Source organism: Streptomyces sp. NPDC033165 (assembly GCF_055577965.1).
The window spans coordinates 556128-572093 of sequence record NZ_JBVIPK010000003.1 but is presented as its reverse complement, the minus strand read 5'-3'; the positions used below and the strand labels follow the sequence as shown (position 1 = coordinate 572093).

Below are 15966 nucleotides of genomic sequence, written 5' to 3'. Positions count from 1 at the left end.
GGAAGCCCTCGCACGGGGGCCCGGGGAGGGAACACCATGAACTGGTACCTGGCTGTACTCAAGAACTACGCAGGCTTCAGCGGACGCGCGCGCCGCAAGGAGTACTGGATGTTCACGCTCATCAGCTTCGTCATCTCTCTCGTCCTGTCGATCCTCGGCAGTCTGATCGGGACGGACATCCTGTACTACCTCTACGCCGTCGCGGTCCTCGTCCCGACGCTCGCCGTCGCCGTCCGCCGCCTGCACGACACCAGCCGCTCGGGCTGGTGGCTGCTGATCGGGCTCGTCCCGCTGGTCGGCTTCATCGTCCTGATCGTCTTCCTCGCCTCGGAGGGCAAGCCGGAGGCGAACGAGCACGGCGCCAACCCGAAGCTCGCGCCGCAGGTCGGCTGATCCACCGCTTCGGTCGATCCGGAGCATCCCCCGGGCCGGGCGCGGCAACTGCCGCCCCGGCCCGCGGTGTGTCCGGGGCCTGAGGGCCGGCTCGGTCCGGCCGGTGTCAGTCCGGCCGGTGTTCCGGGCCGCCGAAGTCCGGGCTCGTGAAGTCGGGGCTGGTGAAGGTCGGCCGGGGGCCCGCGGCGGGGCCGTCGTCCGGGCCGGAGAAGTCCGGCCTGCTGTAGCCGATCTTCGGGATGCGGTTGGGCGAGCGGTGCGGAGTCCGAGCGGCGGGGCCCGCCGTGGGATCGGCCAGGGCGTCCCGGAGGAACGGCAGGATGCCGCGCTCCAGCAGGGCGTGGCGCCAGGCCTCCCGGGCGCGGGCCACCTCCTCCGGAAGCTCCCGTTCCTCGTTCTCGGCGGCCAGGGACGTCGCGCCGTTGCGGAGGGCGGTGACGAGTAGTCCGACGGCGGCGACCAGGATCGCCGCGGCGGCGACCGCCGCGAAGAACCACCCGGCCGCGACCATCGAGTCGCCGAAGGCCACCGACGGGCTGACCGCTTTCAGCAGGTAGCCGACGAGCAGGAAGATGACCGCCGCGGTGCCGGCCAGGAGCGGGGTCAGGACCGTGACGACCGCGCCTATCCCGGCGCCCGATCCGGCCGCGGTGCTCTGCGGCCCGTCCAGGACCGGGGCGCCGTCCGCTCCGTCGGCGGCCGCCGTGCCGCGCAGTTCGGCCCGGGCCTTGACGTAGTGGTCGTACTCGGTGGCCGCGGCGGCGGTGATCAGCGCTGTCGCGCTCAGTGCCATGGTGCGCAGCTGTTCGGTGTTGAGCCGGTCCCCGACGCCCTCCAGATCCGGTCGTTCATGAGCGTGGCGCAGTGCGTCGCCCAGGATCCGCTCGTACTCGGGACCGTCCTCGGCCAGCAGGTGCGGAGCGCTTGTCATCTGCATCCCCCGATGCTCCGTCGGTGCCCGGCTGCCCGTACGGACCGGGCGATCGGGCGGAAACGGAGGAGAGCCTGCTACTGATACGCCGATGGTAGAGCGCCCACGGCACGGGGTGACAGGGTGTTTCCGGAATTGGGCCCGGTGAGGGGCCCGACGATCGGCGCGGTCCGCGCGGGCGGAACGCTGGTGCGTCTTCCCCGCTTACACCTGGTCATGCAGGGGGAGTTGGACGACCAGCAGTTTTCCGGCCATGGTCACCCCCCCGTCCATGGCGATCGCGAGCCCGTCGGCGTACACATGCGGACCGTTGACCACGGGCCCGGAACCGTCCTCGCCGTCCTCCGAGCCGACCTCGCCCAGGAGATACGGAATGGGGCTGTGACCATGGACGACGCGCTGTCCGCCGTACGTCGCCATCAGCTCGCGCACCGCATCGGCGCCGCCCTCGTCCCGGAAGGCGAATCGCTTGGTGAGCTTGCGGAAGAGGTCCCAGCACTCGTCGGCGTCGTTACGCGTGAGAATGGCCGTGATCGTGTCGTTGACGTCCTCGATGGTGGACCCGTAGTCGAGGTAGGCCGTCGTGTCGGAGTGCATCAGCAGATGCCCGTCCTCCTCGACGATTGCGTCGAGCCGGGACATCCACTGGAGATGGACGTCCTGGAGGCGCTCCATGTCGGTCTTCTGGCCACCGTTGAGCAGCCAGGCGGCCTGGAAGGTGGCGGTGCCCGCCCCGGAGTTGACGGGGGTGTCGGCGAACCGCTTGGCGCCGAGCAGCAGCAGCTCGTGGTTGCCCATCAGGGCCTTGCAGTAGCCCCCGGCGGCCGCAGCCTCCGCGGAGAGCCGCATGACCAGGTCGATGACCCCGATGCCGTCGGGGCCGCGGTCGGTGAAGTCGCCCAGGAACCACAGCCGGGCGTTGCCCGCGGCCCAGTTCCCGTCGGCGTCGATGAGGCCCTGCTCGGCGAGGGCGGCGAGCAGCTCGTCCAGATAGCCGTGGACGTCGCCGACGACGAACAGCGGGCCGCGCCCGTCCTCGGGGACCGGCCGGGGCTCGGGGACGGTCTGCACCTGGACGGTGTCGCCCCGGTTGATGACAGGGAGGTCCCGCTCGGTCGGCGTGTAGCCCTCCGGCTCGTCGCCCACGACGGCGTTGCCGGGATGCGGCAGCGGGGGCGGGGCGGGCGTGTGCGGCGGGACGGATGTCCCCGGCGCGGGGACCGGGGGCGGCACTGCGGCGTGCGGTGCCGGTGCGCGCTGTTCCGGCGCCCGCGGCGGCACCGGAGCGTGCGTCACCGCGCCGGGCGCCTGTGGTGGCACGGGCGTCTGCGCATACGGCGGAACCCGGAAGTCTCGCAACGTCGCCGTCCGCACCACGGGTTCCTGACCGGCCCCCTGAGTCATCGACCCCTCCACCACCGTCGCGCCGCCGTACACCTGACGGGCCCTGCCTGGTAGGGGTGGTCCGCGGTGTCGTGCGCCCATCATAGGAATGCGGATCGATCTGTGTGACGCACCAGGGGTGGTGAATCCGGGCGCACGCACGGTTCACCGGCCGATTGGTCCGAAAAAAGCCGATCGGTCCCCACGGGGAGAACGATCAGTCCCCGCTGGGGGAGCGTGGCGCGCTGACCGTCGTGCGCGGCGGACGGCGTTGCGACGAGGTCCGGACGATGAGCTCCGTCGGTATGACCTGCTCGACCGGCCCGTCGTGCTCGACCCCTTCGATGGCGTCGATGAGCAGCTGGACGACGGCCGTGCCGATGCGTCGGGGCTTGAGCGAGAGGGTCGTGATGGGCGGTTCGGTGGCCGCGTACACGGTGGACTCGCTGCAACAGACCAGCAGCAGGTCCTCGGGGACCCGCAGCCCGTAGCGGCGGGCCGCCGCGAGGAGGTCGGTCCCGTTGGGGTCGAAGAGGCCGTAGACGGCGTCGGGGCGGTCCGGGCGGGCGAGCAGCCGGTCGGCGGCGACCGCGCCCGCGCACGGGTCGTGGGCCGGGTAGGACTCGTAGACGGGGTCCTGGCCGACCCGCTCGCACCAGTGGAGGTAGGCGCTGGTGGAGAGCCGGGTGTACGTGTCGGTGGTGGTGCCGGTCAGCAGGCCGATACGGCGGGCCCCGGCGGCGGCGAGATGGTCGAGGAGGTCGAGCACGGCGGCCCGGTGGTCGTTGTCCACCCAGGCGGTGACGGGGAGGGTCCCGGCCGGGCGGCCGTCCGAGACGACGGGCAGGCCCTGGCGGACGAGTTCGGTGACGACCGGGTCCTGGTCGGAGGGGTCGATGACGACGGTCCCGTCGAGCGCGACGTTCGACCAGACGTCGTGCCGGGAGGTGGCGGGGAGGATGACGAGGGCGTAGCCGCGGGCGAGGGCCGCGGAGGTCGCGGCTCTGGCCATCTCCGCGAAGTACGCGAATTCGGTGAAGGTGAAAGGTTCATTCCCGTACGTGGTCACGGTCAGGCCGATCAGCCCCGACTTGCCCGTACGGAGGGTTCGGGCCGCGGCGGACGGGCGGTAGCCCAGGCGCTCGGCGACCTCGCGGACATGGCGGCGGGTGGCGTCCGGGAGCCTGCCCTTGCCGTTGAGCGCGTCGGAGACGGTCGTGATCGAAACTCCGGCCGCGGCGGCCACGTCACGGATTCCTGCCCGTCCCGGCCGGCCGCTGCGCCGGGGGGTCTCCGTCCGGCTCACCTGATGCTTCCCTGCTGCTGTCATGGCGAGCCGATAGTAGGGCTCGGGAGGGCGGTCGGTCCGGTCGCATATGCACACGTTGACAGGCACGTTTCTGCATGGTCACCCATGCTCAATTTCCTTGAAAACCTAGGGTGTTGGCCGGTATTGCATGAGTGTGTCAGGTGCTGACGGGTGGCAGCCTGCTAAATGTGCGATGTCTCGAAGAGGTCTCAACTCACCACTTCGGGGGACGCGCGCCACGGAGTGAGCCACCGGCGCGCGCCGAAAAGGGAAACGCTCCCCCGGGGAAGCGGCCGGAGCGGTTCCGCGGCAGGGAGCATTCCCGGGCACTGCGGTCGATTTGCCGCTCGGGCCATTCGCAGCGGGGCTCAATCCTCATAGGGTGAGCAGTATTGCTGTGAACGGACGGTCGAGGAGGACCTGCGGTGAGCGAGACGAGCCCCAAGCTGCGTGCCGAACTGGATGGCGTTCCGGCCTATGTGCCCGGCAAGCCGGCGGCGGCCGGCGGACCGGTCGCGTACAAGCTGTCCTCCAACGAGAATCCCTACCCGCCGCTGCCGGGCGTCCTGGAGTCGGCGCTCGCCGCCGCGCACAACTTCAACCGCTACCCGGACATGGCCTGCACCGGGCTGATGAACGAGCTGGCCGACCGTTTCGGTGTGCCGGTCTCGCACATCGCCACCGGGACCGGGTCGGTGGGCGTGGCGCAGCAGCTGCTTCAGGCGACCTCCGGCCCGGGTGACGAGGTCATCTACGCCTGGCGGTCCTTCGAGGCGTACCCGATCATCACCCAGGTCAGCGGCGCGACCTCGGTCAAGGTCCCGCTGACCGACGGCGATGTGCACGATCTCGACGCGATGGCGGAGGCGATCACCGACCGGACCCGGCTGATCTTCGTCTGCAACCCGAACAACCCCACCGGCACCGTGGTGCGCCGGGCCGAGCTGGAGCGGTTCCTGGACCGGGTGCCGGGCGATGTGCTGGTCGTGCTGGACGAGGCGTACAAGGAGTTCATCCGCGACGCCGATGTGCCGGACGGTCTGGAGATCTACCGGGACCGGCCCAATGTGGCGGTGCTGCGGACCTTCTCCAAGGCGTACGGCCTGGCCGGGCTGCGGGTCGGGTTCGCGGTGGCCCACGAGCCGGTGGCCGCCGCGCTGCGCAAGACCGCCGTCCCCTTCGGCGTCAGCCAGGTCGCCCAGGACGCGGCGGTGGCCTCGCTCCGGGCCGAGGACGAGCTGCTGGGCCGGGTCGGTTCGCTGGTCGCGGAGCGTGCCCGGGTGAGCGAGGCGCTGGCGGGTCAGGGCTGGGCGGTGCCGGAGTCGCACGCCAACTTCGTCTGGCTGCGGCTGGGGGACCGCACCCTCGACTTCGCCGCCGTCTGCGAGCGGGCCGGTGTGGTGGTGCGGCCGTTCGCGGGCGAGGGCGTACGGGTCACGATCGGCGAGGCCGAGGGCAATGACCTGTTCCTGAAGGCCGCGGCGGAGTTCCGCGCGGAGCTGTAGCGCTCTTCCAGCGCGCTGCGGCGGCTGTACGGCCGGGTGGGCCCCGGACCTCGATCGACGAGGTCCGGGGCCTTTCGCATGGGTCCGCGTGGGCTCCCGCAGGCCTGCTGGCCGAAAAGGGGTACCCCCGGCGCAGGCTCCGAAAGTGTGTGCGCCATAATTGCTTGTGAATGTGAACGCGTTCACAAGCGTGCCCTGCTTTCTCCCGGAATCAGTGGGATCAACGGGGCATAGTGCCGGTATGAACACGGCGATGTAAGGAGACTGACGACGTGGACCTCGCTCTGGCGCCGGAAACCCTGGCGCGATGGCAGTTCGGCATCACCACCGTCTACCACTTCCTCTTCGTCCCGTTGACGATCTCGCTCGCCGCGCTCACCGCCGGCCTGCAGACCGCCTGGGTGCGGACGGCGAACGAGAAGTACCTCAGGGCGACCAAGTTCTGGGGCAAGCTGTTCCTGATCAACATCGCCATGGGCGTCGTCACGGGCATCGTGCAGGAGTTCCAGTTCGGCATGAACTGGTCCGACTACTCGCGCTTCGTCGGCGACATCTTCGGTGCCCCGCTCGCCTTCGAGGCGCTGATCGCCTTCTTCTTCGAGTCCACCTTCATCGGGCTGTGGATCTTCGGCTGGGACAAGCTGCCGAAGAAGATCCACCTGGCCTGCATGTGGATGGTCTCGATCGGCACGGTCCTGTCCGCCTACTTCATCCTGGCGGCCAACTCCTGGATGCAGCACCCGGTCGGTTACCGGATCAACGAGGAGCGCGGCCGCGCCGAGCTCACGGACTTCTGGCGGGTGCTCACCCAGGACACCGCGGTGACCCAGTTCTTCCACACCATCACGGCGGCCTTCCTCGTCGGCGGGGCCTTCATGGTCGGCATCGCCGCGTTCCACCTGGCCCGCAAGAAGCACATCCCGGTGATGCGGACCTCGCTGCGCCTGGGCCTGGTCACGATCGTGATCTCCGGGCTGCTCACCGCTGTCAGCGGCGACATGCTGGCCAAGGTCATGTTCCGGCAGCAGCCGATGAAGATGGCCGCGGCGGAGGCGCTGTGGGACGGCCAGGAGCGGGCACCGTTCTCGCTCTTCGCGTACGGGGATGTCAGCAAGGGCCACAACACGGTGGAGATCTCGCTCCCCGGGATACTGTCCTTCCTCGCCAACAGTGACGTCGACTCGTACGTCCCCGGTATCAACGACGTCAACAGGGAGTCGCAGGAGAAGTACGGGCCCGGCGACTACCGGCCCAATATCCCGGTCGCGTTCTGGAGCTTCCGCTGGATGATCGGCTTCGGTATGGCCTCCTTCGGCCTCGGCCTCCTGGGGCTCTGGCTGACCCGGAAGAAGTTCCTGTTGCCACCGGCGATGCGGACCGGTGAGGACGAGGTGCCGCATCTGGTCCTGTTCCGGAACAAGGCGCTGAGCCCGCGGTTCACCAAGCTCTACTGGCTCGTCGCGCTCTGGACCATGCTCTTCCCGCTGATCGCCAACTCCTGGGGCTGGATCTTCACCGAGATGGGCCGCCAGCCGTGGGTGGTCTACGGGGTGCTCCAGACCCGCGCGGGCGTCTCCCCCGGTGTCTCGCAGGGCGAGGTGATCACCTCGATGACCGTCTTCACCCTGCTCTACGCGGTGCTCGCCGTGATCGAGGTGAAGCTGCTCGTGAAGTACGTCAAGGCCGGGCCGCCGGAACTCACCGAGAGCGACCTCAACCCGCCCACCAGGATCGGCGGTCACGACGATGAAGACGCCGACAGGCCGATGGCCTTCTCGTACTGAGCACAGGAGCTGAGAGATGGAACTCCACGACGTCTGGTTCGTGCTCATCGCCGTCCTCTGGACCGGCTACTTCTTCTTGGAGGGATTCGACTTCGGTATCGGGGTCCTCACCAAGCTGCTGGCCCGCGACCGCAAGGAGAAGCGGGTCCTGATCAACACGATCGGGCCCGTCTGGGACGGCAACGAGGTCTGGCTGCTCACCGCGGGCGGCGCGACCTTCGCCGCCTTCCCCGAGTGGTACGCCACCCTCTTCTCCGGCTTCTACCTGCCGCTGCTGATCATCCTGTTCTGCCTGATCGTGCGCGGCGTGGCCTTCGAGTACCGCGCCAAGCGGCCCGAGGAACGGTGGCAGACGAACTGGGAGACCGCGATCTTCTGGACCTCCCTGATCCCCGCCGTGCTGTGGGGCGTGGCGTTCGGCAACATCGTGCGCGGCGTGAAGATCGACGCGGACATGGAGTACGTCGGCAACTTCTGGGACCTCCTCAACCCGTACGCGATCCTCGGCGGACTCGTCACGCTCACCCTGTTCACGTTCCACGGGGCGGTGTTCGCCGGTCTCAAGACGGCCGGTGACATCCGGGCCCGGGCCCGCGCCCTGGCCCTGAAGCTGGGCCCGGTCACCGCGGTGCTCGCGCTGGGCTTCCTGCTCTGGACCCAGGCCGACAACGGGGACGGCTGGAGCCTGGGGGCCCTGGTCGTGGCGGTGGTGGCGCTCCTGGGCGCGATCGGGGCCATCGCCAAGGGGCGTGAGGGCTGGTCGTTCGCGCTCTCGGGAGTGACGATCGCGGCCGCGGTGGCGATGTTGTTCCTGACGCTCTTCCCGAACGTCATGCCGTCCTCGCTGAACGACGCCTGGAACCTCACCGTCACCAACGCCTCGTCCAGCCCGTACACGCTCAAGATCATGACCTGGTGCGCGGGCATCGCCACGCCCGTGGTGCTGCTCTACCAGAGCTGGACGTACTGGGTCTTCCGCAAGCGCATCGGCACCCAGCACATCGCCGACGCGCACTGATGGCCGTGGGCCCTGTCGGCCCCGCTGCTCCCGCAGGGCCGACGGGGCCACAGATCCCACCGATCCCACTGGGGGATGTTTCACGTGAAACCGATCGATCCGCGTCTGCTCCGCTACGCACGGGCCACCCGCCTCTTCCTGGCGGCCGTGGTGGGTCTCGGTCTGGTCGGTGCCCTGCTGGTGATCGCTCAGGCGATGCTCATCGCCGAGATCGTGGTCGGCGGGTTCGAGGGCGGGCTCACGGTCACCGACCTCCGGACCCCCCTGCTCCTGCTCGCCGCCGTCGCTCTCGGACGGGCCTTCGTCGCCTGGCTCACCGAACTGGCGGCCCACCGGGCGAGTGCGGCCGTCAAGTCCGAACTGCGCGGCCGGCTGCTGGAGCGGGCCGCGCGGCTGGGGCCGGACTGGCTGAGCGGGCAGCGCACCGGTTCGCTCGTCGCCCTGGCGACCCGGGGGGTCGACGCGCTCGACGACTACTTCGCGCGTTATCTGCCGCAGCTCGGGCTCGCGGTCGTCGTCCCGGTGGCGGTGCTGGCCCGGATCGTCACCGAGGACTGGGTGTCGGCGGCGATCATCGTCGTCACCCTGCCGCTCATCCCCCTCTTCATGGTTCTCATCGGCTGGGCCACCCAGGCCCGGATGGACCGTCAGTGGCAGCTGCTGTCCCGGCTTTCCGGGCATTTCCTGGATGTCGTCGCCGGGCTGCCGACCCTGAAGGTCTTCGGACGGGCCAAGGCGCAGGCCGAGTCGATCCGTGCGATCACCTCCGACTACCGCCGGGCCACCCTGCGCACCCTGCGTATCGCCTTCCTCTCCTCCTTCGCCCTGGAGCTGCTGGCGACCCTGTCGGTGGCCCTTGTCGCCGTCACCATCGGTATGCGGCTCGTCCACGGCGAACTCGACCTCTACACCGGCCTGGTGGTCCTGATCCTGGCCCCGGAGGCGTACCTGCCGATCCGCCAGGTCGGGGCGCAGTACCACGCGGCGGCCGAGGGGCTCTCGGCCGCCGAGGAGATCTTCACGGTTCTGGAGACCGAGCCCAGGGCATCGGGTACCGGGGATGTCCCGGCCACGCTGCGGCTGGAGCTGGCGGAGGTGACCGTGCGCCACGAGGGTCGCGCCGCGCCCTCGTTGGGCGCCGCGTCGCTCACCGTCGAGCCGGGGGAGACCGTCGCCCTGGTCGGCCCCAGCGGCGTCGGCAAGTCCACCCTGTTGAACGTGGTCCTGGGCTTCGCCCGGCCCGACGAGGGTCGCGTACGTGTCGGGGGCCGGGATCTCGCGGACCTGGACCCGGAGCGCTGGCGGAGCCGGATCGCCTGGGTGCCCCAGCGGCCCCACCTCTTCGCGGGCACGATCGCCGAGAACGTCCGCCTCGCCCGGCCCGGCGCCGACGACGAGGCGGTCCTCGCGGCGCTGCGGGACGCCGGGGCGTACGACTTCGTCGCCGCGCTGCCCGACGGGATGCGGACCGAGCTGGGCGAGGACGGGGCCGGGCTCTCCGCCGGGCAGCGCCAGCGCCTCGCCCTGGCCCGTGCGTTCCTCGCCGACCGGCCGCTCCTGCTGCTGGACGAGCCGACCGCGAGCCTGGACGGCGAGAGCGAGGCGGGCATCGTCGACGCCGTACGGAGACTGGCGGCCGGGCGGACCGTGCTGCTCGTCGTACACCGTCCGGCGCTGCTGGCGGTGGCCGACCGGGTGGTGACGCTGGAGCCGCGCACGGAGGGCCGTGCGGAGGGCGGTACGGAGCCGTACGCGACGGCGCTCGCGGGCGTCGACGCACCGGGCCCCGCCATACCGCAGCCCCTGGCCGGGGGCGAGCTGCTGGACGCCCGCCGCGCGGAGACTCCCGACCCCTTCCGTACGGCCGGCAGCCGGACCGGGCGGGTGCTCGCCCGGGTCCGTGAGTCCGCCGGGGCACGGCGCGGACAGCTGGCCCTGGCCCTGCTGCTGGGCAGCTTGGCGGTCGGTTCGGCCGTGGGGCTCATGGCGGTCTCCGGCTGGCTGATCTCCCGCGCCTCCGAACAGCCCCCGGTCCTGTATCTGATGATGGCGGTCACTGCGACCCGTGCCTTCGGCATCGGCCGGGCGGTGTTCCGCTACGCCGAGCGGCTCGTCTCGCACGACGCCGTCCTGAAGCTCCTCGCCGAGCTGCGCGTCGCCGTCTACCGGGGCCTCGAACGCATCGCCCCCGCCGGTCTGCGCACCACCCGCCGGGGCGATCTGCTCTCCCGGCTCGTCGCCGATGTGGACGCGCTCCAGGACTACTGGCTGCGCTGGCTGCTGCCCGTCGGGACCGCCCTCGTGGTGGGGACGGCGGCCGCCGGGTTCACCGGCTGGCTGCTCCCGGCGGCGGGTGTGATCCTGGCGGTGGGCCTCCTGGTCGCCGGGGTCGGCGTGCCGCTGGTCAGCGGGGCCTGTGCCCGCCGTACGGAGCGTCAGCTCGCGCCCGCCCGCGCCGCCCTGGCCACCCGGGTCACCGATCTCCTCGGCGGCACCGCCGAACTGACCGTCGCGGGAGCTCTGCCCGCCCGGCAGGAGCGGCTGCGCGAAGCCGACACGTTCCTGACCCGGATCGCCTCCCGGGCGGCCGCCGCCACGGCACTGGGCGGCGGGCTCTCCGCCCTGGTCTGCGGGCTCACCGTGGTGGCCGCCGGGATCGTCGCCGTCCCCGCCGTGGGGGACGGACGGTTGTCCGGGGTCGCGCTCGCCGTCGTGGTGCTGACCCCGCTCGCCGCCTTCGAGGCCGTCGCCGGACTGCCGCTCGCCGTGCAGTACCGCCAGCGCGTCGCCCGGAGCGCGGAGCGGGTGTTCGAGGTGCTGGACGCCCCCGCGCCCGTACAGGAGACCACGGCGCCGGCCGAGGAGCCCGCGTCTCCCTTCCCGCTGGAGGTACGGGGGCTGACCGCCCGCTACCCGGGGTCCGGGCAGGACGCGCTGGTCTCGCTCGACCTGACGCTGACGCCCGGACGGCGCATCGCGGTCGTGGGCCCCTCCGGCTCGGGCAAGACGACGCTCGCCCAGGTCCTCCTGCGGTTCCTGGACGCCTCGTCGGGGACCTACCGGCTCGGCGGCGTGGCGGCGGCCGCACTGGAGCCGGACACGGTCCGGCGCTCGGTGGGGCTGTGCGCCCAGGACGCGCATGTCTTCGACAGCACGATCCGGGAGAACCTGCGCCTCGCCCGCCCCGGGGCGCGGGACGCCGAACTGCGCGAAGCGCTCTCCCGGGCCCGGCTGCTGGACTGGGTGCTGGCCCTGCCCGAGGGGCTCGACACCCCGGTGGGCGAACACGGAGCGCGGCTCTCCGGCGGCCAGCGTCAGCGCCTCGCCCTGGCACGCGCGCTGCTCGCGGGCTTCCCCGTGCTCGTCCTGGACGAACCGGCCGAGCACCTCGACCTGCCGACCGCCGACGCCCTGACCGCCGACCTGCTGGCCGCGACCCGGGGATGTGCGACGGTGCTGATCACCCACCGGCTGACCGGCCTCGACGCGGTCGACGAGGTGCTGGTGCTGGACGCGGGCCGGGTGGTGCAGCGGGGACCGTACGCCGAACTCGCCGCCGAGGACGGCCCGCTGCGGGACTTGCTGGAGCGTGAACGGGGGACAGCGGGGATGACGGGGGCGGGCCGCTGACTTCCGCCTCCCCGGACCGCCGCTGGTACCACCGATACGGTCATTCCCGACTTTCTCTACCAATCCGTACTAACTAGGCTCGGGTCATGGCAGAGCCTGACCCGAAGGACTCACTCGACGCCGCCACCCGGGCCACCCGCAGCCTCCAGGGCCTGTCCACCGAGCTCACCGCGCGGGTGCCGCAGCTCCTGGAGGCGATGCGCTCCGTCGGCACGGGACTGGAACTCCACTCCACCCTGGACCGGATCTGCGAGACCGCCGCCGAGCTCGCGCACGCCCGGTACGCCGCGATCGGCGTCGTCGACGAGGCGGGCGAAGGGCTCTCGGACTTCGTCACGTACGGCGTTCCGCAGGAGGTCGCCGACGCGATCGGCCGTCGGCCCGACGGCCACCGCGGCCTGCTCGGCGCGCTGATCCACGACCCCGCTCCCGTACGGCTGGCGGATCTGACCAGCGATCCGCGGTCCGCGGGGTTCCCGGCGAGCCACCCCCGGATGCGGACGTTCCTCGGGGTCCCGATCCGGGTTCAGGGGGAGATCTTCGGCAACCTCTACCTGACGGAGAAGGAGGGCGGTGCCGAGTTCAGCGACTACGACCTGCACATGGTCCGGGTGCTCGCGACGGAGGCAGGGATCGCCATCGGCAACGCCCGGCTGTACGAGGCGGCGCGGCAGCGGGAGCGCTGGATCGACGGGTCGGTCGCGGTGACCACGGCGCTCCTGTCGGGCGGGGACGCCGACGACGCGCTGTCCGTCGTCGCCGAACAGGCCCGCAGGCTCGCCGACTCCGCCGCCGGGATCGTGCTGCTGCCCGCCGAGGAAGGCGGTCTGGAGATCGTCGCCGTCTCCTCCGACAACCCCTCGTCCTCGCTCGGAGTGATCATCCCGCCCCGGAGCCCGGTGGTGGCGAAGCTGCTCGCCGGTGAGGCGGTGTTCATCGACGACTCGGCCACCGACAGCCGGATGATCACCAGGCTGGCCGGCCGGTTCGGCCCCAGCATGCTGCTGCCGCTGCACAGCGGCGGCCGGGTGCTCGGAGCGCTGGCGACCCCCCGGGCCCGGGGCGCGCGGCCGTTCACGGACACCGAGCGGACGCTCGCCACCCAGTTCGCCTCCCAGGCCGCGCTCGCGCTGATGATGGCCGAGGCCCAGCGGGACCGGGAGCGGCTCGCGGTGTACGAGGACCGCGACCGGATCGCCCGTGACCTCCACGACCTGGTCATCCAACGGCTGTTCGCCACCGGGATGATGCTGGAGAGCGCCCAGCGCGGATCGGTGGTGCCCGAGGTGCGGACCGGCGTCGGCCGGGCGGTCGACGAACTGGACGTGACCATTCAGGAGATCCGTACGGCCATCTTCGCGCTCCAGCAGGAACCGGCCGAGGCCCCCGCGGGGCTGCGCACCCGGGTGCTGCGGGAGATCAACATGGCGGCCGTCCCGCTCGGCTTCAAACCCTCGCACCGCTTCCTGGGCCCGGTGGACTCCGTCGTCGGCGAGCTGACCGGAAAGAACCTCGTGGCGGCGCTGCGCGAGGCCCTCTCCAACGCGTTCCGGCACGCACAGGCCTCGCTGATCGACGTGGTCGTCGACGCGACGGTGACCCTGCCGGACGGGCGGAGCGCGGTACGCCTCTCGGTCGCCGACGACGGGGTGGGCATCCCGGAGGGCGGCCGCCGCAGCGGACTGCGGAACCTGGCCCGCCGCGCCGACTCCCTGGGCGGGGCGAGCCGGATCGCCCCGGGGATCGGGGAGGGAGGCGGCGGTACGACGGTGGTGTGGGAGGCACCGCTGTGAGCCGCTGTGAGCCGCTGTCCGGGCGGGCGGGTGCTCGGCCTGCCGAAAGGATTCAGCGAACCTCCGGGACGTCAGCGGCCTTGCACGCGGGCGGCGAGGATCCGCTCGATGACGACCGCCACGCCGTCCTCCTCGTTGGTCGTGGTCCGGCCCGAGGCGGCGGCCAGCGCGTCCGGGTGGGCGTTGCCCATCGCGTAGGAGGTACCGGCCCAGCTGAGCATCTCGATGTCGTTGGGCATGTCCCCGAAGGCGACCACCTCGGCGGGCGAGATGCCCCGCTCGGTACAACAGGCGGCGAGCGTGGTGGCCTTGGAGACCCCGAAGCCGCTGACCTCAAGGAGTGCGGAGGGGCTGGACCGGGTGAAGGAGGCCCGGTCCCCGGCGGCCGTACGGGCCAGGGAGAGGAACGCGTCGGGGGCCAGCTCGGTGTGGTGGGCGAGCAGCTTGATCACGGGCGCGCCGGAGCCCGGGGTGTCCTCGTGGAGCAGCTTCTCGGCGACGGCCACGGCGGCGCCCGGGTCCAGGTGGAAGGGCGGGTAGGCCGGTTCGTAGTTGATGCCGGTGGTCAGTTCGACGGCGAAGGAGGTGCCGGGGGCCGCCGCGCGCAGGGCGTGGACGACATGGAGGGCGGCGTCGCGCTCCAGCGGCCGTACGGAGAGGAGATCGCCGTCCGTCCGCAGATCGGTGACCACGGCGCCGTTGGCGCAGATCGCTGTGCCATGGCTGTGGACGTGGTCCCGGACGACATCCATCCAGCGGGCCGGCCGACCGGTGACGAAGAAGACCTCGATCCCGGCCTCCTCGGCTGCGGCGAGGGCCGCGACCGTGCGCGCGGAGAGCGTCTTGTCGTCGCGCAGCAGGGTGCCGTCGAGGTCGGTGGCGATCAGCCGGGTCACGGCGGGAAGGGGCGCATCGGTCACTGAGGTCACCGGGTCATTCTCGCCCACGGAAGTGCACGGGCGTGCGCAGGGGCGCACATTTGAGTGCGCGCGCCCCTGATCTGCGGAACATTCCGCAGGAATATGCCAACGGCTGCCGGCGGACGTCAGGCTCACCGCCGCCGCGACAGCTACGCGACATCCACGCGGCGGCTGCGGCTGCGGCTGCTGCTGCGGCTGGGCATCCTCGTGACCTCGGGCAGGCCTTGTTCACCCGTCCCATGCCGACCAGGGCAAACACAGTCCTGCGCTGACCTGACCCGACCGGCCCCGCACCGCGCTGTTGGGACGATCAGCGCAGCTGCGCGAGCGCCTCGGTCGCGATCTTCTCGAAGTCGGCCTGGTCGGTGGCGAAGTCCGAGTCCGGGATCGGGGCATGGATGACGATCTCGGTGAAGCCGAGCTCCGCGTGCTTACCCGCGAAATCCACGAAGGCGTCGACGGATTCCAGCGGACGGTTGCGGTCCGGAGTGAACCCGGTCAGCAGGATCTTGTCCAGCTCGGCCACATCGCGGCCGATCTCCGCACATGCCGTGCCGAGCTTCTCGACCTGCCCCCGAATCGCTTGCCGCGACTCCTCGGGTGTGCCCGTCTCGAAGAGCTTCGGGTCGCCGGTGGTCACCCACGCCTGCCCGTGCCGGGCCGCGAGCTTCAGGCCGCGCGGGCCGGTGGCCGCGACGGCGAAGGGCAACCTCGGCCGCTGCACGCATCCCGGGATGTTGCGCGCCTCGGTCGCCGAGTAGAAAGTCCCCTCGTACGTCACCGAGTCCTCGGTCAGCAGCCGGTCGAGCAGCGGCACGAACTCCCCGAACCGGTCGGCGCGCTCGCGCGGCGTCCAAGGCTCCTCGTCGCCCTTCAGCAGCGTCGTGGCGTCAAAACCGTTGCCACCAGCGCCGATACCGAGCGTCATCCGGCCACCGGAGATGTCGTCCAGCGAGATGAGTTCCTTGGCGAGCGTCACGGGGTGGCGGAAGTTCGGCGACGTTACGAGCGTTCCCAGACGCAGCCGTTCGGTGGCTGCCGCCGCGGCGGTCAGTGTGGGCACCGCGCCGAACCACGGACCGTCGCGGAAGGTGCGCCAGGCCAGATGGTCGTACGTGTACGCCGTGTGGAAGCCGAGTTCCTCGGCCCGCAGCCACTGCTCGCGGCCGCCCTCGTGCCAGCGGCGTACGGGAAGGATCACGGTGCTCAGACGCAGGCTCATGCCTCAGAGCTTACGGCGATACGCCGACATCCCGGCTGACACGGCGGGCGGGTGGCCCACGGCACCGGTCCACCCCGA

Annotated in this window: 11 protein-coding genes; 6 read left to right on the top strand and 5 right to left on the bottom strand. The window is 71.3% G+C overall.

Annotated elements, in window-relative coordinates:
* The first annotated feature begins 36 nt into the window (after window positions 1-36).
* Window positions 37-393, top strand: coding sequence for a DUF805 domain-containing protein (locus ACZ5WC_RS10455; protein ID WP_468540406.1), 357 nt, complete (start codon window positions 37-39; stop codon window positions 391-393).
* Between the two features lie 106 nt (window positions 394-499).
* On the opposite strand, the gene ACZ5WC_RS10450 is transcribed toward ACZ5WC_RS10455, so the two are convergent.
* The 3 genes from ACZ5WC_RS10450 to ACZ5WC_RS10440 all read right to left on the bottom strand — a co-directional run bounded on the left by ACZ5WC_RS10450 (window position 500) and on the right by ACZ5WC_RS10440 (window position 4037).
* Window positions 500-1330, bottom strand: coding sequence for a hypothetical protein (locus ACZ5WC_RS10450; protein WP_468540405.1), 831 nt, complete (start codon window positions 1328-1330; stop codon window positions 500-502).
* A 198-nt stretch (window positions 1331-1528) separates the two neighbouring features.
* Window positions 1529-2728 carry a metallophosphoesterase gene (locus tag ACZ5WC_RS10445; RefSeq protein ID WP_468540404.1) on the bottom strand — a complete coding sequence of 400 codons (1200 nt, stop codon included), beginning with the start codon at window positions 2726-2728 and terminating at the stop codon, window positions 1529-1531.
* A gap of 196 nt (window positions 2729-2924) precedes the next feature.
* The gene (locus ACZ5WC_RS10440; RefSeq protein WP_096629812.1) at window positions 2925-4037 is read right to left on the bottom strand and encodes a LacI family DNA-binding transcriptional regulator; all 1113 of its coding nucleotides are present in this window, start codon (window positions 4035-4037) and stop codon (window positions 2925-2927) included.
* 404 nt (window positions 4038-4441) lie between these two features.
* On the opposite strand from ACZ5WC_RS10440, the gene hisC reads away from it, so the two are divergent.
* From hisC to ACZ5WC_RS10415, 5 genes are all read left to right on the top strand, one after another.
* The gene (hisC, locus tag ACZ5WC_RS10435) at window positions 4442-5521 is read left to right on the top strand and encodes a histidinol-phosphate transaminase (protein ID WP_096629810.1); all 1080 of its coding nucleotides are present in this window, start codon (window positions 4442-4444) and stop codon (window positions 5519-5521) included.
* Between the two features lie 272 nt (window positions 5522-5793).
* Window positions 5794-7305: a cytochrome ubiquinol oxidase subunit I gene (locus ACZ5WC_RS10430; RefSeq protein WP_468540403.1), complete on the top strand. Its 1512-nt coding sequence runs from the start codon at window positions 5794-5796 to the stop codon at window positions 7303-7305.
* Between the two features lie 16 nt (window positions 7306-7321).
* Complete coding sequence (gene cydB / locus ACZ5WC_RS10425) at window positions 7322-8323, top strand: cytochrome d ubiquinol oxidase subunit II (protein ID WP_468540402.1); 1002 nt, start codon at window positions 7322-7324, stop codon at window positions 8321-8323.
* Window positions 8324-8407: 84 nt separating this feature from the next.
* Window positions 8408-11953: a thiol reductant ABC exporter subunit CydD gene (cydD, locus tag ACZ5WC_RS10420; protein WP_468540401.1), complete on the top strand. Its 3546-nt coding sequence runs from the start codon at window positions 8408-8410 to the stop codon at window positions 11951-11953.
* Window positions 11954-12039: 86 nt separating this feature from the next.
* A complete protein-coding gene (locus ACZ5WC_RS10415; protein ID WP_468540400.1) occupies window positions 12040-13746 on the top strand; it encodes a GAF domain-containing sensor histidine kinase in 1707 nt (568 codons plus the stop codon).
* A 71-nt stretch (window positions 13747-13817) separates the two neighbouring features.
* On the opposite strand, the gene ACZ5WC_RS10410 is transcribed toward ACZ5WC_RS10415, so the two are convergent.
* On the bottom strand, window positions 13818-14675 hold the full coding sequence (locus ACZ5WC_RS10410) for a Cof-type HAD-IIB family hydrolase (RefSeq protein WP_468540399.1): 858 nt from the start codon (window positions 14673-14675) through the stop codon (window positions 13818-13820).
* A gap of 301 nt (window positions 14676-14976) precedes the next feature.
* A complete protein-coding gene (locus ACZ5WC_RS10405) occupies window positions 14977-15888 on the bottom strand; it encodes an LLM class flavin-dependent oxidoreductase (protein WP_468540398.1) in 912 nt (303 codons plus the stop codon).
* Window positions 15889-15966: the final 78 nt, after the last annotated feature.

Coding starts and splice junctions, on each gene's coding strand:
- ACZ5WC_RS10455 (WP_468540406.1), top strand. CDS start 37: ATGAACTGGTACCTGGCTGTACTCAAGAACTACGCAGGCTTCAGCGGA.
- ACZ5WC_RS10450 (WP_468540405.1), bottom strand. CDS start 1,330: ATGCAGATGACAAGCGCTCCGCACCTGCTGGCCGAGGACGGTCCCGAG.
- ACZ5WC_RS10445 (WP_468540404.1), bottom strand. CDS start 2,728: ATGACTCAGGGGGCCGGTCAGGAACCCGTGGTGCGGACGGCGACGTTG.
- ACZ5WC_RS10440 (WP_096629812.1), bottom strand. CDS start 4,037: ATGACAGCAGCAGGGAAGCATCAGGTGAGCCGGACGGAGACCCCCCGG.
- cydB (WP_468540402.1), top strand. CDS start 7,322: ATGGAACTCCACGACGTCTGGTTCGTGCTCATCGCCGTCCTCTGGACC.
- ACZ5WC_RS10415 (WP_468540400.1), top strand. CDS start 12,040: ATGGCAGAGCCTGACCCGAAGGACTCACTCGACGCCGCCACCCGGGCC.
- ACZ5WC_RS10405 (WP_468540398.1), bottom strand. CDS start 15,888: ATGAGCCTGCGTCTGAGCACCGTGATCCTTCCCGTACGCCGCTGGCAC.